Origin of the sequence: Westiellopsis prolifica IICB1, assembly GCF_004323185.1 — a bacterium.
Taxonomy (GTDB): domain Bacteria; phylum Cyanobacteriota; class Cyanobacteriia; order Cyanobacteriales; family Nostocaceae; genus Pelatocladus; species Pelatocladus prolificus_A.
This window is the reverse complement of sequence record NZ_NAPS01000001.1, coordinates 375,005-400,291: the sequence shown is the minus strand read 5'-3', so window position 1 is coordinate 400,291 and position 25,287 is coordinate 375,005. Positions and strand designations below refer to the sequence as shown.

The following is a 25,287-nucleotide window of genomic DNA, read 5'->3' as shown; positions in this document are numbered from 1 at the left end:
CCCGATCCCCTTTCCCCTTTCCCCGATCCCTATTCTTCCCATGGTGGACAAATCTGCTGCACTCCTTGGGGAAGTTGTTTACACATCTGCTGGAATGTTTGTGGCTGCAATTGTTGCCAAGCAAATAATCCTACAGTTGCACTTCCCAGGAGCAAACCTAATAATCTCAGCAATAACACCCCAGGTTGACGCCGAGGTTGAGTGTTATCAGCAGTTTGAGTTGTTGCCGAAATATCTAAGTCTAGTAATACTTGCGAACTTGATGTAAACTCAGATTCTTCTGATTGTGGCACTTGTTCTAGAACAATTTCTACTTGTTTTTCTTCGACAACTTCTATTTGTAATTTCTTTTGAGTGACTGGAACCAAATAATCTGGAGAAACCCGACAATGGGTAAGCACTACCGACACATTATCATGACCATTTTTTTGATTCGCCAGTTGAATCCAAGCATCGACAGCTGCTTCTAAAGTTAGTTCTCCTGTTAATACTGGTACAGCATAATCTCGCCAAGATTCTTCTACTAAATAATTGTCACTTAAACCATCAGAACACAAAAGTAATATACCTTCTTCTTCGACAATCAAGCGTTGAATCAAAGGACGTAGCAATTCCCCTTCTTTTGTTCCTAAAGCTTGAGTAAGGGCGGTAGCATCTGGGCGTTGCAATGCTTGGCGATACAGACTGCGGGCTTGGCGAACTTCCCGTGTCGCCACATCATCATCAATTGTCAATAGCTGACAGTAGTCGCGGGTAATCCAGTAAGCGCGACTATCACCTACATTAACTAAATATAATTCGTGGGCATTTTCTGAGTGCCAACTAGCAGCGGTTTGAATGGATTGCGGTACTTGGACAGCCATAACCATAGTTGTAGCCATGCGTTGAGTACCTGTACGTTTTTGTTCGTCATTACAATTGCAAATGACGTTGTTGATCACCCGCAAACTAGCTTCTAACTGTTGTTGCAATAAATCCGGTGGTACAATTTCGGCTTGTTCTCCAACTTCTTGTAATAAAGCGCGAATTTGGAGTTTCACAGATTGTACTGCCAATCGGCTAGCAACTTCACCACCTTCATGTCCACCAATACCATCACAAACGATCGCCATCTGTGGTGATAATGAATTGGCGATCGCATCGTTACCATGAGGATAGCAACTGTCTTCGTTTTGTATTAGTCCTTCTGGTCCTTTATCACTTGCACCTGCGACTTTGATACTTAAAGGTAATTCTGCCGCAGATGTTAGCAACAAAGTATTGAGTTGAGTTGCAATATCTTGGAACTCTATCTCACCACTACACATGTTTTGGACTATTTTTTGCAACTCATTTGCTACTGAGGTTTTGCCATTAACTACCAAAGGTTGCCAACATTCTCCCAAATCCTTAAGAGTTGGTTGTCCCGATTGCTGAAGTTGCAACAGTCGCACACACCAACCTTGCACTCTTAAATTATTTGGTATCAACAAACTAGTAGCTACTCCCAATTCTGATAAAGGCTGCCACAGTTGTAGAATTTGCCATAACCAGTAAACTTGCCTGAGTGCGGTTGCTTGCTGCCATGCTTTTGTCAATGCTGGGTAAAGATTTCCCGCTTCATCTATGGGTACATTTTCCAGTAAGAGAATATTATTTGCTACTTCTGTTTGATAACGAACCAATCCATAAACAACAGGTAAGTGTAGCCGTTGTTGATATAAACGCAGGTAAGGAATAATTTCTTTTGGTATTTTGCTCGGTATATCCGGTAACTTTCCCGGTTGAGTATCCAGCCAAATCCGGGGTGCAATTATTTCATATCTATCAGCTACTTTTTCTCCTGGAGTGATTGTAGCTGCTGATGAGCCAATTACCCAAAGATAGCGGCGAATCAGAGGAGTGTGACAATTTGCACAAACACGGTTGTCAACAGGGTTGATTGGGCGAATACAGATAGGATTGGGACAATAAACTATCCGTTGAGTCAAAATCATACAAGTGTAAATATTTAGATAAATTGATAGATCACTTGGGTAAGCTTTTTTCTATTTTTACTCTGCCTACAGTGACAAAAGAAAGTTTATTTATAAAATTGGAAAATAAAAATTTAACTTGCATCTACTACTCATTGAGTACTACAAAGAGAAATATTTTTAACACAGTGCGGATTAGTGATAAATATGGATCGTCGTCAATTTATCAAGTACACTTCTCTGGCGGGAGCTAGTTTTACCTTTGCTGCTTGTTCTGGAGACAAATCTAATAATCCAGAAGAGACTTCGCCCTCTGGAACATCACCTGTAGCAGCGAATGAACCTTTGAAGGTAGGATTTGTGTATGTCGGGCCTGTAGGTGATTTCGGATGGACTTATGCCCATGACCTTGGTCGTAGAGAAATGGAAGCAAGTCTGCAAGGTAAAGTCAGGTCTACTTTTGTGGAAAATGTCAATGAAGGTGCTGATGCTGAGAGGGTAATTCGTCAACTGGCGTTAGATGGTAACAAGTTGATTTTTACAACCTCTTTTGGTTACATGAATCCAACTATTAAAGTTGCCAAAGATTTTCCTGGTGTTTATTTTGAACACTGTACTGGCTATAAACGTGCTGCTAATGTCGGTACTTATTTGGGACGCTTTGAGGAACCGCGTTATTTGACTGGGATGATTGCAGGTAAAATGACCAAATCTAATGTCATTGGTTTTATCGGAGCATACCCAATTCCAGAAGTAATTCGTGGTATCGGTGCTTTTACCCAAGGACTACGGGTGGTAAACCCGAAAGCAAAAGTGAGAGTGGTGTGGGTACAAAGTTGGTACGACCCAGCGAAAGAAAGAGAAGCAGCACAAGCTTTAATTAGTTTAGGTGCAGATGTCTTGACACAGCATACTGATTCTGCTGCTGCTGTGCAATTAGCAGAAGAAAAAGGTATTTTTGCATTTGGCTATAACACCGATATGAGTCGGTTTGGTGCGAAAGCACATTTAACATCAGCTATTAATAAATGGGGTAAATTTTACACAGATAAAGCTTTGGCTGTTATAAATGGTACTTGGAAGTCTGAAGATGTTTGGTTTGGCATTAATCAGGGTATGGTAGATATTTCACCCTTGAATTCAACAGTTCCTCAAGATGTACAACAATTGGTAATGGCGAAGCGAGATGAATTTATTAAAGGAATTGCCCATCCTTTTGATGGTCCGGTAAAAGATCAAAAGGGTAAGATACGAGTGCAGAAAGGTCAACTTTTGCCAGACAAAGAACAATTAGCGATGGATTGGTATGTGGAGGGAATTGAAGGATCAATTCCGAAAGCGGAATCTTGATTTTGTAACTACCAAGCACGGTAATTTTGTGCAGTTTTTTCACAAGGCTGAATTTCATCTCCAAATACCCAACCTTTTGTACCATCAGCTAGTTGGACTTTGACAAAATCTCCCCTTGCTTGGAGAAATAAAACTTTTTCACCAAGATTGAGTTGTTTCAATGCACCAATTTCTGTTTGTGGTTCGGGGCGTAAATTTGCCAATAATTTGCCACCAGAGGGAGATACAAGGCGACACATTTGTGGTTCTTGTGAGATGAAATTTTGTTGGGAATTACCTCTACTTAGGTTGACAGTATTCAATACGATTACACCTGCGATCGCACTCATGAAAACTGCTGTACCTGTTTTAAATGGTGGCCGTTGTACTTTTTTGGGTACTAGTGAAATGCTACTAGCGTAAGGTTGGGAGACAGGTTTTACAACTTCTTCAGATTTTTTGAATTGAGATACTCTGATTGTCTTGAGTACAGGTTGTGGTGATGCTAAGGTAATTGCAAAACGTTTAGCATATTCTATCGGTGTGTAACCCTCACCATACTCTTTACAGGTAATATCTTTCACCCGAAAATCTTGTTTTCCCAAACGTATATGACTACCAACATCAAGAGATATTTCTCCAGCTAAAAGTAACTGCCCATCAACAATTGGAGGGTTTTGTTGACGCAAATTTCTTAAATAAAATTTCTGCTTTTCGGTATGAAAAAATATTTCTGCATGTAGTCCAGATATTGTCGGATCTGGTAAGATAATATCGCATTCATGAGGATTGCGACCTATGCGAATTTTACCTATATTTTTACTGGCTTGATTTTCTACAATAGTGCGATATTTAATTTGCCCGTCTTCTATCCACTCTATTGTTAATTGATGTAGTTTAGTACTATCAATTTCTGGTTTAGTTTCAGGTTGACTCTCAACTTCTGTTGTTTCTGTCTCATTGAAATTCGCTAATAATTCTCGCAGTGCTTGCAACGCCTCAGTCGCACTTTGGTAGCGGTCTTTAAAATGATAGCGAGTCATTTTGGTGAGGACATCAGCAAATTCAGGAGTCACAGAAGCGAGTTCTTGCCAAAGAATTTCTCCTGTATCCGGATCGTCTTGGAGTGTGTGCGGATGTACTCCTGTTAATGCTTGAATACCCATCATTCCCAAAGCATAAATGTCACTGCTGGGACGAGGTACACGCCGAATTTGTTCAGATGGCATATAACCGCGTGTACCAACAATCATTGTCATATTTTGCTTACCTGATCCAATCATCGTTTGGTTTCGCAATTGTTTAATTGCCCCAAAATCAATTAAAACTAATTGATGATCACAAGCACGCCTAATAAGATTGTCTGGTTTAATGTCGCGATGAATTACTCCTTGACCATGGACAAATTCTAAAATACTCAGTACTTCAATGAGCATTTTAATAGTTTGTTTTTGTGTCCATTTTTGTCCAACAAAATATTCTTTACTCAGAGTATGACCATCAATAAATTCTTGGACTAGGTAAAATTGTTGGTCTTGTTCAAAGTATGCTAAAAGCCTTGGTATTTGGTCATGATTACCTAACTGTTGCAGGGTTTCGGCTTCTTTGAGAAATAACCTTCTGGCAATTTCTAAAGATTCTGAGTCTGTACTAGTAGTTTTAAGATGTTTGAGGACACACTTAGGTTTTCCAGGGAGGTGTATGTCTTCAACAATATAAGTTTGACCAAAGCCCCCCTCACCTAATACTTTAAGGACTTGATAATGTCCTGCGAGTAACTGACCAATCATATTGTAAAGATGATGAAAAATTTAATCTAAAGTTGCTTCACTATGTGAAATATTTAAGTTTTTCCTCCCACTCTTTTTTATAAATTATCTCAAATCAAAATCGAAAATTGCCAAGCCAGATGCGAGTAATTCGTCTTCATATTTGTATTTATCAGACATTTTTGCTGATACTTCGACATAAATAAAAAGCCTGGTCAATTAATGAATAACAAATCTATAGACTTTATGTTGCCAGTTTGGCAACTATGAAAAAAATACTTTTTTATTTAAATTTAATATTTGTTTTTTGCTGATTTCATAGACTTAGGATACTTTTATTTCATAATTTTTGCTGTTTTTGCTACTGAAATTGAAATTAGCAAATTTTTAATTTCAAAACAGCAAAAAAATCAATTGCTAGTGTTAAATAGAGGAATCTAGTTTGGTTAATGAACTGATTATTTGAGTTAGGGAACAGGGAACAGACTGAAGTTATGTAAGCGCAGAGCGCAGACTACACCAACAAAAATTAAATATAATCCTATATTTGGTCTGATTGGCGATCGCTTAAAATTAGGTTATCAAGATAACACAACTTAGTCTCACAAACCCTCTATCAAGTAGTAGAAATAATTTAGTTACAATGACTACATTGTCGCAGCGCTGGTTCGTATAACATGATCAAAAAAGCAGTGTCCCTCTAAACTTCAGACACTGCTAATGATGAAAAAACGATAATAAAGACTGGGAATTAGGCATCAAGCATCGGTATTTATCCTCTCTCTTGTCCCCTTTCCCCTTTCCCCATTCCCTAAAAATTAAAGATCAAACTCATAGGTCTGATTACGCCACTTCAGCTTAAACTGCAAACGTGTCCAATTAGCAGGAAGATTCGGACAAGCGATAGGGCCAAATTCAGTCATCCGCACGCCTGCAAACCCAAAGACGACTGCTTGCCAAACTCCTCCTGCACTAGCTGCGTGAATACCTTCATGGGCGTTACGCCGCACGTCTGCTAAATCTACCATTGCTGCTCGTGTAAAGTGAGTGTAGGCTTCTGCACTTTGATTGAGGTCGCAAGCTAAAATAGCATGAATCGCTGGACCAAGAGAAGAACCGTAGGTATGATCGGTACGGGGGTTGTAGTAGTCCCAGTTGGTTTGTAATGTTTGGCGATCAAAGCGATCGCGTAGCAGATACATTAGCATTAACACATCTGGCTGCTTGAGAATCTGCTTTTGGCTCGTCGCTTCTACACCCAACAATCCTTGCATAGATTTGGTACGTGGTTCGTAGTCAGCCAAGTTGACAGACTCTAAATTATAGAAGCCCTCAAATTGTTCGATCAAGCCAGTTTCCAAATCCTGGTTAATGTAGATATGTTTGGCAATTTTCGCCCAAAGTTGTCTTTGTTCTGGCTGCAAGTCAAGTTTTTCTGCCAGTTGTGTTGCGGTGTCAGGATCAGATTTCAGCAACCAATCCCACAGTTGCAAGGCTGTTTGCAAGTGCCACTGTACTAATAAATTAGTAAAAGCATTATTATCGATGCGATCGTGATTCTCATCTGGGCCTATAACATCACGAAGATCGTAACTATGACGTTCTTGATTCCACTCTACTCGGCTTTCCCAAAAAACTGCTGTATCTAAAATCATTTCTACGCCATAATCACGCATCCATTGATCATCACCCGTAGTTTGCCAGTATTGCCAAGCACCGTAAGCGACATCGGTATTGATATGGACTTCAATATCGCCACACCAGATCCGGACTTGCTTACCATTGGGGTCTGGAACCCAACGTGGGGTGACTTCATCGCCTGTGCTAGCACTTTCCCAAGCATAAAAAGCCCCCCTGTATCCCATTTCTTGGGCTTTGCGTCGCGCCCCACGTAAGGTATGGTAGCGGTAGTTGAGCAAGTTCCGCGCCAGGTCTGGTTGGGTGTGAATTAGTAAGGGGAGAATAAAGATTTCTGTATCCCAAAAGATATGTCCACTATAAGCGAAGCCAGAAAGGGTTTTGGGAGGAATACTAACTCTGTCGTCATGACGAGGTGCGACGGCGAGTAACTGAAACAGATTGTAACGAACACTCAACTGAGCTAGGCGATCGCCTTCAATGATCACATCACTATCTTGCCATACTTGCTCCCAAGCAGTAATGTGAGCTGCTAGCAAAGTTGAATAGCTGGGTGCAGCAACTAGCCGAATGATTGCAGCTTCCGCCGGAGTTGTTATTTCCCGTGAGGTGTAAACGGTGATAATTTTTTCGAGGGTGACGGTTTTATCTGGTGCTATTGCTAATTTCGTTACAAGTGTGGGGTTATGCTGATCAAGCTGATGCACACTTACCGTAGCAGTTTCTTCACCTTCTACCACAAGTTTTGCTGCCATCCCTAGTTCAATAGCGGAATGTAAAGTCCGACTGTGTAGCCAGATCATATTATCTAGACCGCCTTGTTTCAAGGTTTGCCAGTGTTTAACACCTTGGGTGTGGGGTTCCGGGTGAAATCCAACCTCTACTTCAACTTCACCTTCAAAGTCTACAGATGTAATCTGACATCTGATTGCTAAAAAGTGTTGACTTGCTAGACTCGCAAACCTTTCAAAATGAAATTCTAAAGTATGTCCCCCCGGACTGCGCCAACGTACATCCCGACTTACTATACCCAAACGTAGATCAAGACGACGTTCGTAGCTGAGAATTTCACCACAGTCCATGCGGAATCTTTCTCCAGCTACTTTAATCGTTAAGGGTAGCCAGCTAGGACAGTTTACCAACTCTGTGGAGGCGATCGCCACGTCATCATACAACCCATGAATCATGGTTGCTGGACAATCTTGGGGATAGCCTTCCTCAAATGTACCCCGCGTTCCTAAATATCCGTTGCTGAGAGTGAAGACTGTTTCTTGATGATGTAGTTGAGTGGTGTTAAACTCTGTCTCAACAACATTCCAATCGCTAGAGTCAATTAGTTGCTGATTTACTTGGGAATTTTCAATGGTCAAGTCTAGCATGACAAATAAAGCCTAAATTTAGAGTTTTGTGTTGGTTGGAATGCAATAAAATTGTGACAATACTGGGGATTTAACAACTTTGGATTTTGCGAAAAGTTTGATCGAAATAAACCTCCGCTCAAAGGTTTTCAAGACGGATTTTGGATTGACCTCAACCTAAAATCCCAAGTTGACATGCTCAAATCAGTTCTTCAGTTTTCCCCAACGTCTAGACTATTCTAAAAACTAAACTCCAGAAAATGACGTGCAACTGAAAAATCGCGTTCCCCTTTTCATCTGCCCATAGAGAGATTTTCGTACTTTTTTACTCCAAAAAAGTCTCAAAAGAGAAAAATAATACCAATTTATACAATCAGTAAACAAGTACAGGTAAATATATATTTATTAATCAAATTCTGTAACTAATTTTTCGGACTCAAATCAGGCAAAATCTTTGTTTATCTATTGATATATCTTTGAGAGATAGCAATATCTATCTATTAAGTTCGATTTCACCAATGGAAATATTTACTCACTAAAAGTAAAGTTTTTTATTTTCCTGATTTGCTGGTGACATAGTGTGCAACTAACTTGATTGTAATTGCTGTGTAGCGATCGCCGCCACTGGTTGTGTTAACGCTTCTGTCACTGCGGACAAACTTCTGACGTCGGTGAGCATCCACGCATGGCTCATTACTGGTACAATCACCTCTCGACCCACTGGTATTTGTGAACTATTGCTTGGGATAATCATCAGATCATAAGGCGTCCAAATTGAGGTAAAATTGAGCTGTGAAAGCATATCAACGTCCTGATTCAAATCTTGTAACAAAGCACTATCGGGACGCATCTGTACACAGCCTAAACCTGGATTACAGTAGGCAACCCAAGTACCATTATGTGGTGAGGAAATAGTCACAAATCTCTGTACTCTATTAATTCCCCCTAGTCGTTGGACATAGTAACGACTCACAATTCCACCCATACTAAAGCCTACTAGATCTATAGGTTGCTCTGGCGCAAAGGTAGCATCAACAAAGTCAGCAACTTGCTGTGCCAAACGGTCAATACTACCATGACCAGTATTAGGAAGCAAATCTAGATCATATACATTCCAACCCCTTTGTCTGAGGTAAAAAATCATTTTGTCAAACACTCGACCTGTGTCAAAAATGCCATGCACTAAGACTACGGGATTTCGTCTGTGAGTTAATTTGTCCATTTGCAAAATCAGGGTTATACCATTTTGGATTAGAAAACTCTTTCTAGGGAAGAGTTCTGTTAGTCTATGTGTCGCATTCTTTTTTCAGATTGTTGTACACAGAATCTAGAAAAAATCTAACTGAGCATGATTACTATCCCCATGCTAGCTATGACACTCCCTCGATTGGTTTAAACAGACTTCTAAATAAAAAGGAAGACATGGGAAGGAGGATATGGAGGACAAATCGTATCCGCTGTAGAGTTGCATAATTTATTTTTTGGAATTTTCTATGAGCAATTTGAATTTAAGTACTCATATTTGCGTATAATAAAAGTGCATGTTAAGTTTTATTAAACTTACTTTCAGAATGTTGCTCTCATATCCACAAAAATTTAATAATTGGACTTGAGGAGCAACCATTGCAAACACTTGAGATAAAAACTTTATAGGGTTCACTAGAGTACCGTTGCTTGTTGTTGAGGATTTGTAAAAACAAATCAAAAGCGGTGCTGTTCTTGGTTTTTCGCTATCAGAACAGCTAACTCAAGCTATTGATTACAAAGAACGAGGTAAAGCTAGTAACAACTCTAAGAAATGTAATAATTTTCTCTAATTTTTAATAAAAGTACTCAAATTTCAGGTATAAAAGACAGGAGTAATTGTAATGTTCAGTTTTATCAAAAATTTAATTAGTGGAATTATGAAATTCATCACTGGGCTTTTTCCTGGCAAGAAAAAAGGTAATGGTTATTATCTCGAATTGAAGGAAGAAGCTGAAAATACACCACCAGTCGCAGCGGCTAAAGCTGCTGCTGACAAAGTTGCTGCTGCTGCTAAGAGTGCAGTCGATAAAGTCGCTGAGATGACTGAGAGTGAAGCAGATAAAGCTGTTGCTGAAACTAATGGTGCAAAACAATCACCAGCACCAGTTGCAGCTGCTCTGGAAACATCTAACGGAGCATCTAACGGAGCAAAAGAAGTTAAGAAACCTTCTCGTAAAACCTCAGTTAAATCAGCGAAAAAAGCTAAAGCAGAAGCTAAGCCTGAGCCTGCTAAGATTGAGCTAGTACAAACCGCTGAGGGTGTGACAGTCGAGCCAAAAGAAGACAAAGCACCCGCAGTGAAAGCACAGCCCGCAGAAACTACTTTTGCACCTAAGTACTTGATACCTACTAATACAAATGGTCGTCGTCGTCCCGGAGCGAACATGAATTCCTTCCTAGAGATGGCGCGCCAGGTAAAAACCCCTCCTAGCAAATCAAAATAAGTAGGTTGTCATTGGTGATTGGTCATTGGTGATTGGTCATCTGGTGAAAAAAAATGTAGAGACGCGAAATTTCACGTCTCTACAACTATTTTGGGTAATGCATAATTAATTTCACCTTGGTTTATAATTCACAAGCAGCCGCAACTAAAGATAAAGCTACAATTGGCGCAGTTACGGCCCTGAGAATACGCTTTCCTAGAGAAACAGGTTGGAAACCAGCCTGAATAGCACTCTCAACTTCTGTTTGCGTCCATCCTCCTTCGGCACCAGTTGCAATTACAATTGTCTTTTGGGAACTCAAATTACTTAAATTACTTATCCCATCTTCTTGGTTTTGCAAGCAAGTGAGCAAATGCGGATAATCACCACGCGCTTCGCAGATATATTTCTGGTTGGTGACAAAAGACAAACTCTTAGTAAAAGATACTGGCTCTAGAATTGTAGGTACTGTGGTACGCTCTGATTGTTCAGCAGCTTCTTTCGCTATCCGTCGCCAGCGTTCTAATTTTTGGGGACTGGGATTTAGCAAAGTGCGATCGCTCACTACTGGAGCAATACAAGTTACACCCAACTCAGTACAACACCGGACAACTTCATCAAATCCATTTCCTTTCGGCAAAGCAATGATCAGGGTTACAGCTACAGGTAGCTCGGTTTCTACGGTGAGCAATTGTAAAATATTTGCTTCCGTAGCTCCTAGCTGTGCCAACCACCATTTACCCATCCCATCCATAGCGATAAAGCGATCGCCCGATTGAAGACGCAGCACGCGACAAAGATAATGCTGTTGTTCAGCAGTCAGAGTGATGTGTTGATTATGGAATTGAGAAGAGGCGATCGTGATTCTTTGTAGTTGTGCCATTGCGAAACAGACTTTTGCATCCAGTATAGTTTTTTAAGAAATTAAAATTGCCCAACTTCAGATAATGTCTAAAAAATCCTCTGGTGTTTTTCTACTGTTGTTTTTTGGTATCCACATCAGTATCAACCAGCAACTAGCAAAAGCACAAACACCGACATCAACACCAACAATACCAACAACCCCTCCTCAAACCATTTGTCCAGCCCAACTGAAAACTACTATCAATAGTGTCACCAACCGTCCCCTCTTCAGTCGAGTACGCTGGGGAATTTTAATTCAAAATCTTGGCTCAAACCAAACACTCTACAATCAAGATGCCGAGAAATATTTTACGCCTGCTTCTAACACCAAACTCCTAACCACCGCAGCAGTATTACAACAACTGGGTGAAAATTATCGCTTTCGCACATCTATATATAGAGGTAGCAATAATTTTTTGTATGTTGTGGGTAGAGGAGATCCGAGCCTCACTGATACCCAATTAACAATACTGGCAAAACAGTTAAAACAAAAAGGTATTACCCAAATTCAGCAGTTAGTTGTAGACGATCGCTATATTCGCGGTGATCTTGTTCCTTCAAGCTGGCAATGGGAAGACATATACTCAGATTATGGCGCACCAGTCGGCAGTTTTATTCTGAATCAAAACACTTTTAACTTCAAGCTGCTACCACAAACCTTAGGTAAACCTGCACTCATCTCATGGACGGATGCAAACGAAGCTAGACAGTGGCGGGTAATTAATCAATCTGTGACAACTGCACAAAATCAACCAACCTCCATTAATGTTACCCGCGAATTATCGGGAAATGTATTGCGAATTCAAGGACAACTTGCAGCTAATTCTCAACCTTATTTAGTAACCTTACCAGTAGTTGACCCCAACTATTACTTTTTACGCCGCTTTCGCAGTGCATTAGCAGCAGAGAAAATTACCTTGGGAAAAACATCAGTAGGAATTAATGCTAGTACTCAACAGGAAGTAGCAGCTATACAGTCCCCACCTTTATCTCAATTGTTAATAGAGACGAATCAGAATAGTAATAATCTTTATGCTGAAGCATTATTAAGAGCATTAGCCAGTAAAAAAACTGTGCTTCCCAATCAAACCACAGCAGATGCAGCATTAGAGGTTTTGAAAAAAACTTTAACCCAAATGGGAGTCAATTCTACTGGTTATGCGTTAGTAGATGGTTCCGGTTTATCTCGCAAAAACTTAATTAGTCCAGAAGCATTGGTACAAACTTTGCAAGTAATGGCAAAATCGCCGCAAGCATCTGTTTTTCGTGCTTCCTTACCTGTAGCAAGTGTGAGTGGAACTTTAAAAAATCGTTTTCAGAATACACCAGCAGCAGGAATTGTCCAAGCGAAAACAGGAACTCTCACTGGTGCTATTTCCCTTTCTGGTTACATAAATCCACCAAAGTACGGCCCTTTAGTTTTTAGTATTATCGTCAATCAAACAGAACAACCTGCCAGTATTGTACGCAAAGCCATGGATGAAATAGTTGTGTCATTAGCACAATTGCAACGCTGTCAATGAGACAGGTTCGTAGTCAGGACTTTAGTCCTAGTTTAACAGGAAGAGGACTGAAGTCCTGACTACAAACATTCGGAAATTAACGTATAAGTTAAGTATAAATAATAGTTTGATTTCACCATACAGGAAGCGCAATAAATAGGATGGCAAAATGGCAAAATTAGCGTTGCTAATAGGGGTTAGCGAATACGAATCAAATGTATTACCTCCATTACCTGGTGTTGTGAAAGACATCGAAGCAATGCAGCGTGTTTTGCAACATCCAGAAATAGGCAAGTTTGATCAAGTCACGCAACTGATTAACAAAGATGCTTCGACGATACAGTATGAAATTGAACGAGTCTTTACCGAAAATTGTCAAAAAGATGACTTAGTATTACTGTATTTATCTGGACATGGGTTTCGAGATGAAAACGGATTTTTATACTATGTGAGCCATAACACCAAAGTCAACGAACACAAATATGTATTTACTGGTACTGCGGTAGCTGCTAGATTTATTCAAGAACAGTGTATGAACCGCAGTCAATCCCAGCGCCAGGTAGTGATTTTGGATTGCTGCTTTAGTGGTGCATTTGCTGAGGGGATGAGTGCAAAAAATGCGGTGCGAATCATTAATATTGATATTGCTGCTCAATTGGGTGGTGAAGGTAGAGCGGTGTTAACTTCTTCAACAGCTACACAAGTTTCTTTTGAAGATCAAGGAGGTGGGGTTTACACTCAATATTTAATCGAGGGAATGGAAAAAGGAGCAGCTGACACTGATGACGATGGTGTGATTACAGTTGCAGAATTACATGAGTATGCTAAACGCAAAGTGCAGGAAGCCAAACCGGCGATGAAACCAGAAATCTATGCAGTTCGCGAAGGTTATACAATTCATTTAGCTAAAGCACCAGTAGGTGATCCGAAATTAGAATACCGCAAGGAAGTTGAGAAATGTGTCAGGAAGGATGGTACTTTCTCGGTAGTGGGACGTAGGATTCTAGATCGTAGGCAAAAAGAATTAAAGTTAACACTAGAAGAAGCAACTGTAATCAAAGAAGAAGTTCTCAAACCGTTTCGTGAATTTCAGCAAAGTTTGCAGGAATATGAGCAGGTTTTGGTTGAGGTATTACAGGATGAACCTGTTTTAAGTGATGAGACTCGTGAAGAGTTGAGACGGTTACAGCAAATTCTCAAATTGCGAGATGAGGATATTACAGCGATACATCAACGTTTAGATGTTAAACAAACATTACCCGATGAAGATGATCTTAGTTCAGAAAAAGGTATAGACTACACCAAACTGCGCGACTTACTCAAAGTAAAAAAGTGGAAAGAAGCTGACTATGAAACCTACTTGCTAATGATTCAAGCTGTAGGAAAGAAGGAAAATGAATGGTTTGAACCGGATGAACTGTTGAACTTTCCTTGCACAGACCTCCGCACCATTGATCAACTGTGGGTAAAATACAGCGATGGGCGCTTTGGCTTCAGCGTTCAAAAGCAAATTTACGTGGAAGTCGGTGGTAAACTTGATGGAAAATATTATAAAGAAACTTGGGAAAAATTTGGCGATCGCGTTGGATGGAGAATCAAAGGAAAGTGGATATCCTACTCATACGTTACTTTTGATATTTCAGCACATAAAGGATACCTCCCACTGAGTATATCGGTTTTCGTGAATGGTTGGGCATGGGGATTAGGTTTAGGTGGCGGTGGAAGTATTGGTCTGTTTTCTTGCATTGATTCTTGTCAGTCGCCAATTAGTTTAAATGTTCACCAAGAGAAGAATTCAGTTCATCATAGCTACTCTCCTGCCGAAGATGATCTTAGTTCAGAAAAAGGTATAGACTACACCAAACTACGCGACTTACTCAAAGTAAAAAAGTGGAAAGAAGCTGACTATGAAACCTATCTGGTAATGATTCAGGCTGTAGGGAAGAAGGAAAATGATTGGTTTCTAGCTGATGAATTGTTGAATTTTTCCTGCACAGACCTGCGTACAATTGACCAACTCTGGCTAAAATATAGCAATGGACATTTTGGCTTTAGCGTTCAGAAGAGAATTTACTTGGAAGTCGATGGTATTCCCGACGATAACTATTACGAAGAAGCCTGGAAAAAATTTGGCGATCGCATAGGATGGAGAGTGAAAGGAAACTGGATATCCTACTCACAAATCACTTTTAACACCTCAGCACCAAAGGGACATCTCCCTCGACACCTTCCTTTTTCCTGGTTTTCTTCAGACTGGAGTCGAGGCTTATTTTCTCGCATCGAAACTTGTAAAATTTAGCATATAAAAAATCCTCCTGTTAGTACAGGAGGGAGCAATCTCACGCTAAGAATATCAGGATAGGCATTAGATACCTTGATAAAACATAGCGGATGCAAGTAAAGAAACTATAAGTATTTTCTCTAAATAAAAAATATCCCTCCTAAACCGATAGAAGGGATACTGTTTAGTCTTGCTTGTAGTAAGCAAAACTAGGTTAAGGAATAAGTAAAATGTAATCAAGCAACAAGTTAGGATGTCATGTTGATAGCATGATTTGATTGTCCTCAATTAACTTAGTGGATCAAAATAAGAAAGTTATAAGATTTTTATAAAGGTGGAAGTGAAATAGTTGATACAGCGAAGATTTTTTAATACTTGAAATATTTTGCAATATATTCTTAATTTTTCTTAAAATATTTTCAGGTATCTGAATTAATTAAAAGATGACTATGCGATCGCCAAACACTCAGCCTCACAAATCTCCTGAAGCTACACCCTCATGGCAAATCAAGTTACTGTACGACGGTAAATGTCCCCTATGCTTGCGAGAAGTCAACTTTTTGCAAAAACGAGATGCAGGTCGAGGTTTAGTAGCATTTGTGGATATTGCAGATGATGATTACAACCCCAGCGCACATGGCGGTATTGACTTTGAAACAGCGATGGGACGAATTCATGCTGTCCTTCCTGACGGTACTGTGATCAAAAATGTGGAGGTTTTTCGGCGAGTCTACGAAACTCTAGGGATGGGTTGGGTTTATGCTGCAACAAAATGGCCCATCATTGGCCCCATAGTTGATAAATTATATGGAATTTGGGCTGATTGGCGGCTTGCTTTAACTGGAAGACCTGATTTAGCAACTATTATTGCTGAACGCAACCAACGGATTGAGTGCAAATCTGAGAAACGTTGCCAAATGAGTTAAGGCTAGTTGTAGAGTGCATGTAAAAATATCAGTTTTTGATTTTCCGAAATTCACAAAACAGGTTTGGTAGTTATATACAGCGCTTAATGATCTATAACTAACTCCTTATAACTAAACTAATGGGCAATATAGCCCGACTCTTTCTCAGCAAAAAACCCAGTCACGATGACTGGGTTTTTTGCTAACAGAGTATGTCATATCAGGTTCGGATAATTAGTTATACTTCCCACAGTCATTGTACCCCACCCCCAACCCCTAAGCGCACGCGCTTAGGGGTGGCGAAGCCGGGGTGGGGTTCAAAGGGAATTATAAGTAATCAACCGAACCTGATATCAAGCAGGGTTTGTTTGCATTCTGTTTTGTAGCAAGTTGATGATTGCAGCTTTCTCTAAGATTCCGACTAGTACGCCATTTTCACGAATCACAGCTAGTGTAGATAATCTTTGTTGTTCAAGTCGCTGTATTACTTCTAATAGAGGTTGGTCGGATTGTACAGTGCTAGAGGCCTCGATTGGTTGCATGATTTCTCTGACTTGAGTTACTGACCACAATCCCACAGGAACTGATCGCAAATTATCAACGTTGATTGTTCCTAGTAATTGTCCGTTGTCATCTGTAACTAAGAAGCGACGCCAGTTTTGCCATTTCAAGAACCGTTCATCGACAAATTCTCTGAGAGTAAGATGAGCAGATACAATTGGACTATCGAAAGTGACTGCATCTGCGGCTGTTAATCCTGTTAGTTGTTCTTGCACTCTAGCAAATTGAGCAGCATTACCAGCATTTTGCAGTAAAAAGAAACCGATTAACAAGTTCCAGAAGTTAGCAAAACTACCAAATAATATTAGTGGTAGTAAACCAGAGGCGATCGCAATCCAACCAAAGATTTGTCCAACTCGACTGGCAAAAACCACACCTTTGTAAGGATTACCCGTAATTTTCCATACAATAGCTTTCAGTATATTGCCCCCATCTAAAGGCAAGCCAGGAATGAGGTTAAATAGCGCTAATGCCAAATTTACAGTAGCAACTACAGCCAGAATCGCTGCTAGTGGTCCAGATACCGCAGTTCCAAAACCAATAGCTGTAAAGATACCGAATAGAATTAAGCTAACTAAAGGACCAGCGATCGCTACCCAAAAAGCTTCAGCTGGAGTTTTCGATTCTTTTTCTAAGCTTGCTAACCCACCAAATATAAATAATGTGATTGATTTGACATCAATTCCTTGACGAATGGCAACAAAGCTATGTCCCAATTCATGAGCAACCACAGAGCTAAATAATAGTAGCGCTGTCATCAATCCTAGTAGCAAAGCTAACCCCCCGCCTAACTGGGGAAATTGTGCTGCTAGTCCACCGCTATAGCTCCAAGTTACTAAACCCAACACTAAAAACCAGGATGGATGGATGTAAAAGGGAATCCCAAAGAGGTTGCCAACGCGAATTGTATTATTCATGCGGTTTACCTTTGATTTCAGCCATCAGAGGTTTTTATCCCTCTTGATGCTTATATCGTAACGAAACATTAAGTGATTTTAATCTTCTTGACTGTAGTGGTGTCCGTCCTTGTTGGTGCGGTTTTGCGACTTTATGAAGAGAGAGGAGCGACACACCGGATAAAGAGGAGAAGAGGTGTTTAATTAGTCATATAAATCTTTTGGAGTAATTACTTTAGCTTTTATGAAAAATAAGAAAGATTTGTATTCGTTTTTTATAAAAAAACTATGGATGACTTGTAGAAATTGAAATATGAACTATTAGCTAAACAAAATTTAAAATTAATTAGGTATTAAAATTTAATTTTCATAAGATTTGTATTTGTTCCAAACTACTACCTCTCTCAGTTCATATACTGGTTTTATTCACCATCGTTTGTATGTTGTGCATGTTGCACTAGGAGGCCCACAATGGTTCACACATATGAGGTCTTTGTTGATATTAAGGAATATAACGACCAGATAAGCACTAGTTTTCAACACGGAACAGAACGTTACGAAATTGATGCAGAGTCAAGAGAAAAAGCGGATGGTATGGCATTTAAGCAGGCTAAGACTGACCATCCAAAAGGTACTGAATATGATGTTAGAGTAACCAGGTTACTCAGATAAAACGAAATTTGAATGGAACACATTATTAATCGCAAGCAGCATAGTAGTATCTGTGCTGCCATTAAAATAAAATCCTCTACATTCCGAAATACAGGATATTTACCTTGTAGCTTCTAATAACACGACACCCTCGCTGTTATTTAGTGTAAATCTCCTAATTCCAAAACTCTATACTCAATCTCACCACACTGCTAAGACGGTGTGGTTTTATTTGTGAATTTAGTATTCGCTTTCTGCCATTCTCGTTTAAGAAGAGAATATGAGTTCAAGTCATCAAATTTTCCTCTAACAAATGTATATTCTCGTTTTACGCCTTCAAACTGCATACCAACTTTTTGCAAAACCCTGATAGAAGCAACGTTTTCAGGTAAACAAACTGCTTCAATACGATTCATTCCTAAGTTGATAAAACTAAAGTCAATAATCTGCTTTACAGCCTCAGTCATCAAACCCTTACCCCAGTATCTTCTGTTGCTCGCATAACCTAATTCTGCACGAGCATTTTTAAGATTATAATCACCCAAGCCAATTCTACCAAGGCACTTCCAAGTAATAAAATGCCCAGCCGTATTAAATATATTTTGGCCAAGCCCAAAGTAGAGCGCGCTTTCGCCTAAGAGGCGAAAGCGACGGCTGGGCATTTTATTATTTGGAGATCCCCAATCATCTTATTCTCATTTTTTAATTCAATTGCCCAAGCAAAAATTTCTCCTTTGTCATATGCTTCTATTACTTTAGTTAAATCTTTCAGACTGTCTTCGATTGAATGAAATGGAAGCCAAAGACCCAAAGTAGCGATTTCAGGATCTGAAGCATATTCATACATATCCACTGCGTCTTGCATACAAAGTTTTCGCAGTATCAAACGTTCGGTTTCGAGGGTGGGAAGTTGTTTCAGCATATTTATCATAGTGGCAGTTATAAAAGTTATGCCCCCACGGCTGAAACGATTTAAAGAAAATTGGGGCTATAAAATTGCAACCGTCCGTAACCAAGAAATTGTCCGTAACTTTTTTCACCCGCAGGAAAAGCCTTGACGCCAAACAGATAAACCCCGCTAACTCCAGGGTTCTGCACAGGTTTAAGAGCAATAGTAATAGTTTTACCTGGTGATATTGGTGGGTCAAATGTTAGTGAGACTGTTCTCGTTTTGCGATCGCTTGTTGCATCTTTGATTTGCAGTTTTTCCCCTTTATCGTCAGGTGTACCGACAAATACTACAGTATCTTCTAAGTCAAAACGAACCCGGTCTACTCCTTCGTGCTGGTTAATTGTAATTTTTTGTAGTGGTTCTCCAGCCTTTTGAGGCAAATTAATTGTGAAATAATAGGTTGCACCCCAAGCATAGGTTGTTTTGTAAGTAGTAGTTGCTCCTTCAAGCGAAGGAGGTTGGACAAAATATACTGTACCGTCTCTTAGCTGCACTGCTTGAGTTTTGAAGACAACACCTGGTGCGATCGCTATGACTAAAGTTAGTGCTGTACTTAATAAAAATGGAAAGCGCATTGCTTGATATGACTGTAATTAAGTCGGGTAATCAAACTACGTTACAGCTTGATTTTTATTATTTATTTATTCAATTTTATCACGCAAGATTAATTTATATTTTTATGACTTAATATCTTTGCAAACAATCTTAATTTAGTAGAGACAAACGTGTGTATTATCCCTACAGTGGTTATTGGTTGTTCGGCTGTACAGGCTAACAGAAAATCAAAAATTTTCAACCTGCTGAGGTAGGTTTTGCCTCTGTAGCAGTCATTTATAGTCGCCAATTCAAGTAACAAATTAAGACTTTTCAAACATCTTCTTCAGACTGATTACGTAAGTATATATACTATTTCAAAAATAAATGTAAAAGATAATTGAAATTAGTTGTCAAATTAGCTTGTTCAGTTAGAAACTAGAACTATAAATACAAGCAATCATTCATTAACTATGAATACCGTTTCTAGCTTCGGGTTTAAACGTCCGATTTGGCAATCTATTGTAATGCTGACTTTAGGCTTCTGGCTCAGTGCTAGTTTGCTTTTAGACTGGGTGATTATGCCTAGTCTTTATGTCTCTGGTATGATTACACAACCCAGTTTTGCTACAGCAGGTTATGTTATTTTCTGGAATTTTAATCGTGTAGAATTATTGTCTGCTGGCTTGGTATTAACTGGTGTGTTAGCTCTCAATCAAACCCAATCTAAGTGGCGTTCTGGTAGCCTAATTTTATCAGTATTGTTGTTAGCAATATCACTAACTACTACATATTGCTTAACACCAGAAATGTCTGCTGTCGGAATACAGCTAAACCTGTTTCAGACAACAGCAGAAGTACCAGCCAATATGAATTTATTGCATGGTAGTTATTGGCTATTGGAAGTGATCAAATTAGTAGCTGGTGGTACGCTTTTAAGTTGGTGCTGGCGGCAGTAAAATTTGTAGAAACGCACCACGTACATCATATGTATAGTGCGTCTCTACAACTAATCTTGAGAAGCTTCATTGTTAAACCACAGCAAGCGTACAGCAAGTACAGCAAATCCCACAGCAGCGATCGCTTTTAACAATTTTGTAGGTAAAAATTCTGCCACAGCTCCACCTGCTAATGCTCCTAACAAACTAGTCAAAAGTAACGCACCAGCAGTTCCGAAGAAAACAGCACGAGGAGATTGGCTACGACCAGAAAGAGCGATCGCAGCTAACTGACTTTTATCCCCTAACTCAGAGAGAAAAACAGTAATAAAGCTTAATCCTAAAAGGTGCCAATTCATAAATTTTGTTGATTATTAAGTAGTTAATTGTTAATTGGTGAGTAATTCAATTTGTTTTCCAGTAAGCTGACCAATGACAAATGACAAATGACGACCCTCACCAGTCAATTCAGTGCCTCGACCTACTTACCTAGCCCTGTTCTGTCACTTTGGGAAAAGCCAATGCCTGAAAGCCTTTGAGAGCTTTACTTTTCAGTTTTTGGCTATAAATTTTAGTTTATGTTAGAAAATAAAAGCTCAAAACTTTATCAAATCAAAGTTTCAGAGTTTCGCTCCGATTATTGTTTTCCGCAAGTGACACAAGAGGGCTAGTGAATCACATCCCAAAACAGCATTACAGAAATCAACAACAGCATGACTCCGGCTGCTTTTTCTACGGTTTTTGGAGAAAGGCGACTAGCAATCCAACTACCTAAAAGTACACCTAACAAGCTAGTAGTAATCAGTGCTGCTGCGGAACCGACAAAAACTATCCATGGTGAATGTGATTCAGCACTCATGAGCAAAGTCGCTAGCTGTGTCTTATCACCGATTTCCGCTAAAAAAATAGTTAAGAAAGTAGTGGCGAAAATAGTTATGGGTGGTTGTTTTTGAGCAGAATCAGCAACAGCAGGTGACGGTGAAGTCGTGTTTTCTGCGCTTTTGTAGTGACTTTTAGAATATACAGATGTGCTAGTAGCAGCACTTACAGGTGCGGAATCAAGTTTCACAGGCAGTATATTTGAACTAATTGTTTTTCATATTCTTCTCATTTTCTCAGATTGTTGTGACAGATTGCAACCCTACAATTGGAGAAATATTATCTTTCACACAGACATCAAATGAGACCTATGTGTTGATTCACCAGCATTCAAAAAACGTCCGACTGTAGCAACAAGTTCCTGTTCTACATAGGGTTTGGTAAGATACGCAGATGCTCCCAGATGTTGCGCCATTTTACCGTAAATTTGCACACTTCTTGATGTTAAAATTATTACGGGTTTGCGCCCAGCCAAGGGATGTTGTTGCAGACGACTGAGGAATTCAAGTCCATTCATGCGTGGCATTTCTAAGTCAGAAATCACCAACTGAATTTCTGGATGTTGTTGTAATTTTTCTATTGCTTCTAAGCCATCTTGGGCTTCCAAGACTTGATAACCGAATTTTTGCAAAGTCAGGGAGAGAGTTTTTCGGAAACTCATGGTGTCATCCACAACCAGTATAAATTTGACTGATGATACTGCTGCTGGATTTAACAAAGGCAAAGATGGTTGAGTGTCCGTTGAAGGCTGTAACCAGCTGTTTTGGTGGAGAATATCTGCTACTGGTAACTGCATGTATTCTAACCGCGCTTGCATGTGCTGTTGCTGTGTTTGTGTTAACAAAGTGCCATCAACAACTAAAACCAGCCTACCATCTGCCAAGTTTGTACAACCATAAACATACTTTGGTGGTGCGATCGCACTTCCCAAAGGTCTAATCACTAATTCTTGTTCACCAATAATTTGGTCAACAACTAAAGCCATAATTTCTTGTTGACAACGTAGTAACAAGACTGGTGAGGGAAGCGAATTCGGACTAGAAAATTCTAAATTGCATTGATTGTAAGGCATCAACTGTGCCATTTGCTGTAATGTTACCATGCATTCATCTTGTTCTTGCAAGTACAGAACATGCTTACCATCAAATATTTTGATTTGTTCAGGAGTTGGTATGAGGATTTTCTCGACACTGTCTAATATGAGTGCATAAGTCACACCCCCAGCTTGCACAAGCATCAGTTTTTCTGTGGTCATAGAAAAAGGAATTTTCAGGATAAATGTTGTTCCCTGTCCAGGTAAAGATTGGACTGTTACGAAACCATTCATTGCTTGTAATTGCGATCGCACAATATCTAAACCTATTCCCCGTCCAGATATTTCGCTGACTTGATCAGTGGTAGAAAATCCTGGTTGAAACAGGAATTCGAGCAGTTGATTTGTTGTGATCGAAGTATTGTCTGCACTCAACAAACCAAGTTGTACAGCTTTGGTGTGAATCTTTTGAAGATTTAATCCCCGTCCGTCATCTCGGACTTCAATCACTGTTTGACTACCACGATGATAAGCACAAATTTCAATCACACCTTGTTCTGGTTTACCTTGTTGACGCCGAATTTCTGGAGGTTCAAGGCCGTGGTCAAAAGCATTACGCAATAAGTGCAGCAGAGGATCATATAATTTTTCCGCGATCGCCTTATCCACTAAAACTTGTGTTCCAGTTAACTGCAACTGTACTTGCTTACCATAGACTTGACTGAGATGTTGCAACATCTGGGGAAAACGCTCCACAATATATCCCAGAGGTAACATCCGTGCTGATACCAGCTGATCAATAACATTGAGTACTAAAGACTGCTGCTTGTACTGCATTTGCTGGGACTGTTGTAGCACTGCATTTAAAACATCTGTTGTTTTTTGTAATTGCAGTGTTTCTTCGCATGTCAGCGAATCTGTCTTGAAAATGGGTGTGGAAAGAGTAATATTTTCATCCCCTCGTTGTGGATGGAATCGCCCCTGGGGTTCTAGTTTGAATACATTTTGATATTGATTTAATTGCTGCAACAGTGTTTTAACGACGTCTTTTAGTTTTTCATTTTGCAAATAGTAGCGTTGTTCGGAAATCAGTAATTCTCCAACTAAATAATCAAGGCGCTGCAAATCTTCAACATCTATCCTCACGAAGGTTCTCTGACGGGAACTTGCTGGTAATTGAGACAGCAAATTTGGTTTAACTTGATTGTGGGAGATAACTTGAGACTCTGTTGTGATTATAGAATTAGGCTGAATATTTTTCGGTATTTCTGGTAGTTGAATAGCAAAATTTTCTGTAGTCAAATATTCTTCTATTTCCTGATCGTCTTTGATTTTATATATTTGATTATCTTGCCAAATATCTGTGATGCTTTTTTCCTCTATTTCAGGTATTTCTAGATTTATTATTGTTTGGTATTTTTGAATCAAAGTTTTGAATTTATCACTGGTAAACCATTTTTTTTCTTGTGAGGTTACAGGTGGATATTGCTTATATTCATTGGCTATAGCTTTAATTCTGTTGGTGATTAATTCTAGTGTAGCAGTCTGATTATGACCTTTTTGTGCTTGGAATCGTGCCACTGCTAAAATTACAGTTATAATTACACCTTGACGATGAAGAATCAAGCTATAACTATCTTCTTTTTCTGAAATAAATTGCCAGAATTCTGGTAGCCAATCTGGAAAATTATCAGGATTATTAATATTAGAAAAATCATCAAGAATTAATGATATTTTTATCTCATGCTTATGTACTTTTAATTCCTGTTCTATCCAGGCTAAAATTAAGTAAGTAATTTGTAGATATAAATTTGCTGTTTCAGGTTTTAAACACTTACCTTTAACTTGAAAATCTTGAGTTAAAAAGTGATAGAATTCTTGAATTTCTAAATTTAAATTAATTTTAGTTATTGGCTGTGTTGTTGTCGTGAATTGTTGCAAAGCCTGAGAAAGTGTACCACCGTGAGAGCGATCGCCTGCCAACACATCATTGTGGGCTTGTTGTAAATTAGCTAATGCTGCTTCTGCAATTCTAAAAACTTCCTGGGGATGTGTCTCTAAAGCTTGGAGTATAGCTTCAGCAATATCACGCAATCCTGGTAAATTTAATGACTCACTTAAGCCAGTAAATACCTCTGCTTGAGAACGTAATAATTCAGCCAGTATCTGGGGATCTGTAGTGGATTGTAATGCTGTGGCGATTGTCTCTAACCTTTGTTTGACACCAGTTTCAAAAATTGATTGAATAATGTCAAATCCCAATTCTGCGGATGTAGGGATATGATTACTATCTGTAAATGCATCTCCTAGTTTTTCTTGTAACTTAGCAAACACATTCGCTGAACGTTGTAAAACATCTTGTTCATCAATTTTAGTTCCCGTCAGTTCTGCTGTCAGTGGCAAACGCAGACACTCATAACCCTCCACTAGCAGTGTTTGCAGTTGAGTATCTAAAACTACATCAGGATTATAAAGAGATTTGACAACATCTTCCAGGTAATGCGCGACTTTACTAATAACTTCTAATCCAACATTAGCAGCTCCACCTTTGATTGTATGGGTTGCCCGCATCAAATTATGTACTTTGGCAATACTAAAATCTGTTGATAAGCTAAACAGTTCTTGTTCAACTTGATGTAGTAATTCTGGTGCTTCTGCAAGGAAATAGATATAACCTTGTTCGCGGATTTCAGAGTCTGTGATCATGGGGATTGGGGAGCGGGGATCGGGGATCGGGGATCGGGGAAAGGGGA

General features: G+C 39.4%; 19 protein-coding genes. 7 read left to right on the top strand and 12 right to left on the bottom strand.

Going from position 1 to position 25,287, the window contains the following annotated elements:
* Positions 1 to 29: 29 nt before the first annotated feature.
* Complete coding sequence (locus B4U84_RS01775) at positions 30 to 1,976, bottom strand: protein phosphatase 2C domain-containing protein (RefSeq protein ID WP_131115213.1); 1,947 nt, start codon at positions 1,974 to 1,976, stop codon at positions 30 to 32.
* 186 nt (positions 1,977 to 2,162) lie between these two features.
* On the opposite strand from B4U84_RS01775, the gene B4U84_RS01770 reads away from it, so the two are divergent.
* Positions 2,163 to 3,305 carry a BMP family ABC transporter substrate-binding protein gene (locus B4U84_RS01770; RefSeq protein WP_131115211.1) on the top strand — a complete coding sequence of 381 codons (1,143 nt, stop codon included), beginning with the start codon at positions 2,163 to 2,165 and terminating at the stop codon, positions 3,303 to 3,305.
* A gap of 8 nt (positions 3,306 to 3,313) precedes the next feature.
* Here the strand turns inward: B4U84_RS01770 and B4U84_RS01765 are convergent, their stop codons facing one another.
* From B4U84_RS01765 to B4U84_RS01755, 3 genes are all read right to left on the bottom strand, one after another.
* A complete protein-coding gene (locus B4U84_RS01765) occupies positions 3,314 to 5,074 on the bottom strand; it encodes a protein kinase domain-containing protein (protein ID WP_131115209.1) in 1,761 nt (586 codons plus the stop codon).
* 797 nt (positions 5,075 to 5,871) lie between these two features.
* Positions 5,872 to 8,070: a glycoside hydrolase family 65 protein gene (locus B4U84_RS01760; protein WP_131115207.1), complete on the bottom strand. Its 2,199-nt coding sequence runs from the start codon at positions 8,068 to 8,070 to the stop codon at positions 5,872 to 5,874.
* A 565-nt stretch (positions 8,071 to 8,635) separates the two neighbouring features.
* Positions 8,636 to 9,271 carry an esterase/lipase family protein gene (locus B4U84_RS01755; protein WP_131115205.1) on the bottom strand — a complete coding sequence of 212 codons (636 nt, stop codon included), beginning with the start codon at positions 9,269 to 9,271 and terminating at the stop codon, positions 8,636 to 8,638.
* A 646-nt stretch (positions 9,272 to 9,917) separates the two neighbouring features.
* Here B4U84_RS01755 and B4U84_RS01750 point away from each other — a divergent pair.
* On the top strand, positions 9,918 to 10,520 hold the full coding sequence (locus tag B4U84_RS01750) for a hypothetical protein (RefSeq protein ID WP_131115203.1): 603 nt from the start codon (positions 9,918 to 9,920) through the stop codon (positions 10,518 to 10,520).
* 121 nt (positions 10,521 to 10,641) lie between these two features.
* On the opposite strand, the gene B4U84_RS01745 is transcribed toward B4U84_RS01750, so the two are convergent.
* The gene (locus B4U84_RS01745) at positions 10,642 to 11,382 is read right to left on the bottom strand and encodes a 16S rRNA (uracil(1498)-N(3))-methyltransferase (RefSeq protein ID WP_131115201.1); all 741 of its coding nucleotides are present in this window, start codon (positions 11,380 to 11,382) and stop codon (positions 10,642 to 10,644) included.
* Between the two features lie 64 nt (positions 11,383 to 11,446).
* On the opposite strand from B4U84_RS01745, the gene dacB reads away from it, so the two are divergent.
* The 3 genes from dacB (at position 11,447) to B4U84_RS01730 (ending at position 16,111) form a co-directional block, all read left to right on the top strand.
* Positions 11,447 to 12,925 carry a D-alanyl-D-alanine carboxypeptidase/D-alanyl-D-alanine endopeptidase gene (gene dacB, locus B4U84_RS01740; RefSeq protein WP_131115199.1) on the top strand — a complete coding sequence of 493 codons (1,479 nt, stop codon included), beginning with the start codon at positions 11,447 to 11,449 and terminating at the stop codon, positions 12,923 to 12,925.
* Between the two features lie 148 nt (positions 12,926 to 13,073).
* Entirely contained in the window at positions 13,074 to 15,203 is a 2,130-nt protein-coding gene (locus tag B4U84_RS32060) for a caspase, EACC1-associated type (RefSeq protein ID WP_510650793.1), read from the top strand.
* Between the two features lie 431 nt (positions 15,204 to 15,634).
* Positions 15,635 to 16,111, top strand: a complete 477-nt coding sequence (locus B4U84_RS01730; RefSeq protein WP_131115197.1) for a thiol-disulfide oxidoreductase DCC family protein — start codon at positions 15,635 to 15,637, stop codon at positions 16,109 to 16,111.
* Positions 16,112 to 16,443: 332 nt separating this feature from the next.
* On the opposite strand, the gene B4U84_RS01725 is transcribed toward B4U84_RS01730, so the two are convergent.
* Positions 16,444 to 17,568: a site-2 protease family protein gene (locus B4U84_RS01725; RefSeq protein ID WP_131115195.1), complete on the bottom strand. Its 1,125-nt coding sequence runs from the start codon at positions 17,566 to 17,568 to the stop codon at positions 16,444 to 16,446.
* Positions 17,569 to 18,018: 450 nt separating this feature from the next.
* On the opposite strand from B4U84_RS01725, the gene B4U84_RS01720 reads away from it, so the two are divergent.
* Complete coding sequence (locus B4U84_RS01720; protein WP_017312322.1) at positions 18,019 to 18,219, top strand: hypothetical protein; 201 nt, start codon at positions 18,019 to 18,021, stop codon at positions 18,217 to 18,219.
* A 191-nt stretch (positions 18,220 to 18,410) separates the two neighbouring features.
* Here B4U84_RS01720 and B4U84_RS01715 read toward each other — a convergent pair whose 3' ends face one another.
* The 3 genes from B4U84_RS01715 to B4U84_RS01705 are packed head-to-tail and all read right to left on the bottom strand — an operon-like array spanning position 18,411 to position 19,725.
* Entirely contained in the window at positions 18,411 to 18,860 is a 450-nt protein-coding gene (locus B4U84_RS01715) for a GNAT family N-acetyltransferase (protein WP_131115193.1), read from the bottom strand.
* Positions 18,833 to 19,120, bottom strand: coding sequence for a GNAT family N-acetyltransferase (locus B4U84_RS31865; protein WP_165490232.1), 288 nt, complete (start codon positions 19,118 to 19,120; stop codon positions 18,833 to 18,835). The genes B4U84_RS01715 and B4U84_RS31865 overlap by 28 nt, the downstream gene beginning before the upstream one ends.
* Before the next feature lie 50 nt (positions 19,121 to 19,170).
* On the bottom strand, positions 19,171 to 19,725 hold the full coding sequence (locus B4U84_RS01705) for a DUF2808 domain-containing protein (RefSeq protein ID WP_017312324.1): 555 nt from the start codon (positions 19,723 to 19,725) through the stop codon (positions 19,171 to 19,173).
* Positions 19,726 to 20,157: 432 nt separating this feature from the next.
* Between B4U84_RS01705 and B4U84_RS01700 the strand changes: the two genes are divergently transcribed.
* A complete protein-coding gene (locus tag B4U84_RS01700; protein WP_017312325.1) occupies positions 20,158 to 20,643 on the top strand; it encodes a hypothetical protein in 486 nt (161 codons plus the stop codon).
* A gap of 50 nt (positions 20,644 to 20,693) precedes the next feature.
* Here the strand turns inward: B4U84_RS01700 and B4U84_RS01695 are convergent, their stop codons facing one another.
* From B4U84_RS01695 to B4U84_RS01685, 3 genes are all read right to left on the bottom strand, one after another.
* The gene (locus tag B4U84_RS01695; RefSeq protein ID WP_131115189.1) at positions 20,694 to 20,981 is read right to left on the bottom strand and encodes a TMEM165/GDT1 family protein; all 288 of its coding nucleotides are present in this window, start codon (positions 20,979 to 20,981) and stop codon (positions 20,694 to 20,696) included.
* A 308-nt stretch (positions 20,982 to 21,289) separates the two neighbouring features.
* Positions 21,290 to 21,691 carry a TMEM165/GDT1 family protein gene (locus tag B4U84_RS01690; RefSeq protein WP_131115187.1) on the bottom strand — a complete coding sequence of 134 codons (402 nt, stop codon included), beginning with the start codon at positions 21,689 to 21,691 and terminating at the stop codon, positions 21,290 to 21,292.
* A 96-nt stretch (positions 21,692 to 21,787) separates the two neighbouring features.
* Positions 21,788 to 25,240, bottom strand: a complete 3,453-nt coding sequence (locus tag B4U84_RS01685; RefSeq protein WP_131115185.1) for a hybrid sensor histidine kinase/response regulator — start codon at positions 25,238 to 25,240, stop codon at positions 21,788 to 21,790.
* Between the last annotated feature and the right edge of the window lie 47 nt (positions 25,241 to 25,287).

Coding starts and splice junctions, on each gene's coding strand:
- B4U84_RS01730 (WP_131115197.1), top strand. CDS start 15,635: ATGCGATCGCCAAACACTCAGCCTCACAAATCTCCTGAAGCTACACCC.
- B4U84_RS01755 (WP_131115205.1), bottom strand. CDS start 9,271: ATGGACAAATTAACTCACAGACGAAATCCCGTAGTCTTAGTGCATGGC.
- B4U84_RS01715 (WP_131115193.1), bottom strand. CDS start 18,860: ATGCCCAGCCGTCGCTTTCGCCTCTTAGGCGAAAGCGCGCTCTACTTT.
- B4U84_RS01695 (WP_131115189.1), bottom strand. CDS start 20,981: ATGAATTGGCACCTTTTAGGATTAAGCTTTATTACTGTTTTTCTCTCT.
- B4U84_RS32060 (WP_510650793.1), top strand. CDS start 13,074: ATGGCAAAATTAGCGTTGCTAATAGGGGTTAGCGAATACGAATCAAAT.
- B4U84_RS01765 (WP_131115209.1), bottom strand. CDS start 5,074: ATGATTGGTCAGTTACTCGCAGGACATTATCAAGTCCTTAAAGTATTA.
- B4U84_RS01770 (WP_131115211.1), top strand. CDS start 2,163: ATGGATCGTCGTCAATTTATCAAGTACACTTCTCTGGCGGGAGCTAGT.
- B4U84_RS01720 (WP_017312322.1), top strand. CDS start 18,019: ATGGTTCACACATATGAGGTCTTTGTTGATATTAAGGAATATAACGAC.
- B4U84_RS01750 (WP_131115203.1), top strand. CDS start 9,918: ATGTTCAGTTTTATCAAAAATTTAATTAGTGGAATTATGAAATTCATC.
- B4U84_RS31865 (WP_165490232.1), bottom strand. CDS start 19,120: ATGCTGAAACAACTTCCCACCCTCGAAACCGAACGTTTGATACTGCGA.
- B4U84_RS01685 (WP_131115185.1), bottom strand. CDS start 25,240: ATGATCACAGACTCTGAAATCCGCGAACAAGGTTATATCTATTTCCTT.
- B4U84_RS01725 (WP_131115195.1), bottom strand. CDS start 17,568: ATGAATAATACAATTCGCGTTGGCAACCTCTTTGGGATTCCCTTTTAC.
- B4U84_RS01745 (WP_131115201.1), bottom strand. CDS start 11,382: ATGGCACAACTACAAAGAATCACGATCGCCTCTTCTCAATTCCATAAT.
- dacB (WP_131115199.1), top strand. CDS start 11,447: ATGTCTAAAAAATCCTCTGGTGTTTTTCTACTGTTGTTTTTTGGTATC.
- B4U84_RS01760 (WP_131115207.1), bottom strand. CDS start 8,070: ATGCTAGACTTGACCATTGAAAATTCCCAAGTAAATCAGCAACTAATT.
- B4U84_RS01700 (WP_017312325.1), top strand. CDS start 20,158: ATGAATACCGTTTCTAGCTTCGGGTTTAAACGTCCGATTTGGCAATCT.
- B4U84_RS01705 (WP_017312324.1), bottom strand. CDS start 19,725: ATGCGCTTTCCATTTTTATTAAGTACAGCACTAACTTTAGTCATAGCG.
- B4U84_RS01775 (WP_131115213.1), bottom strand. CDS start 1,976: ATGATTTTGACTCAACGGATAGTTTATTGTCCCAATCCTATCTGTATT.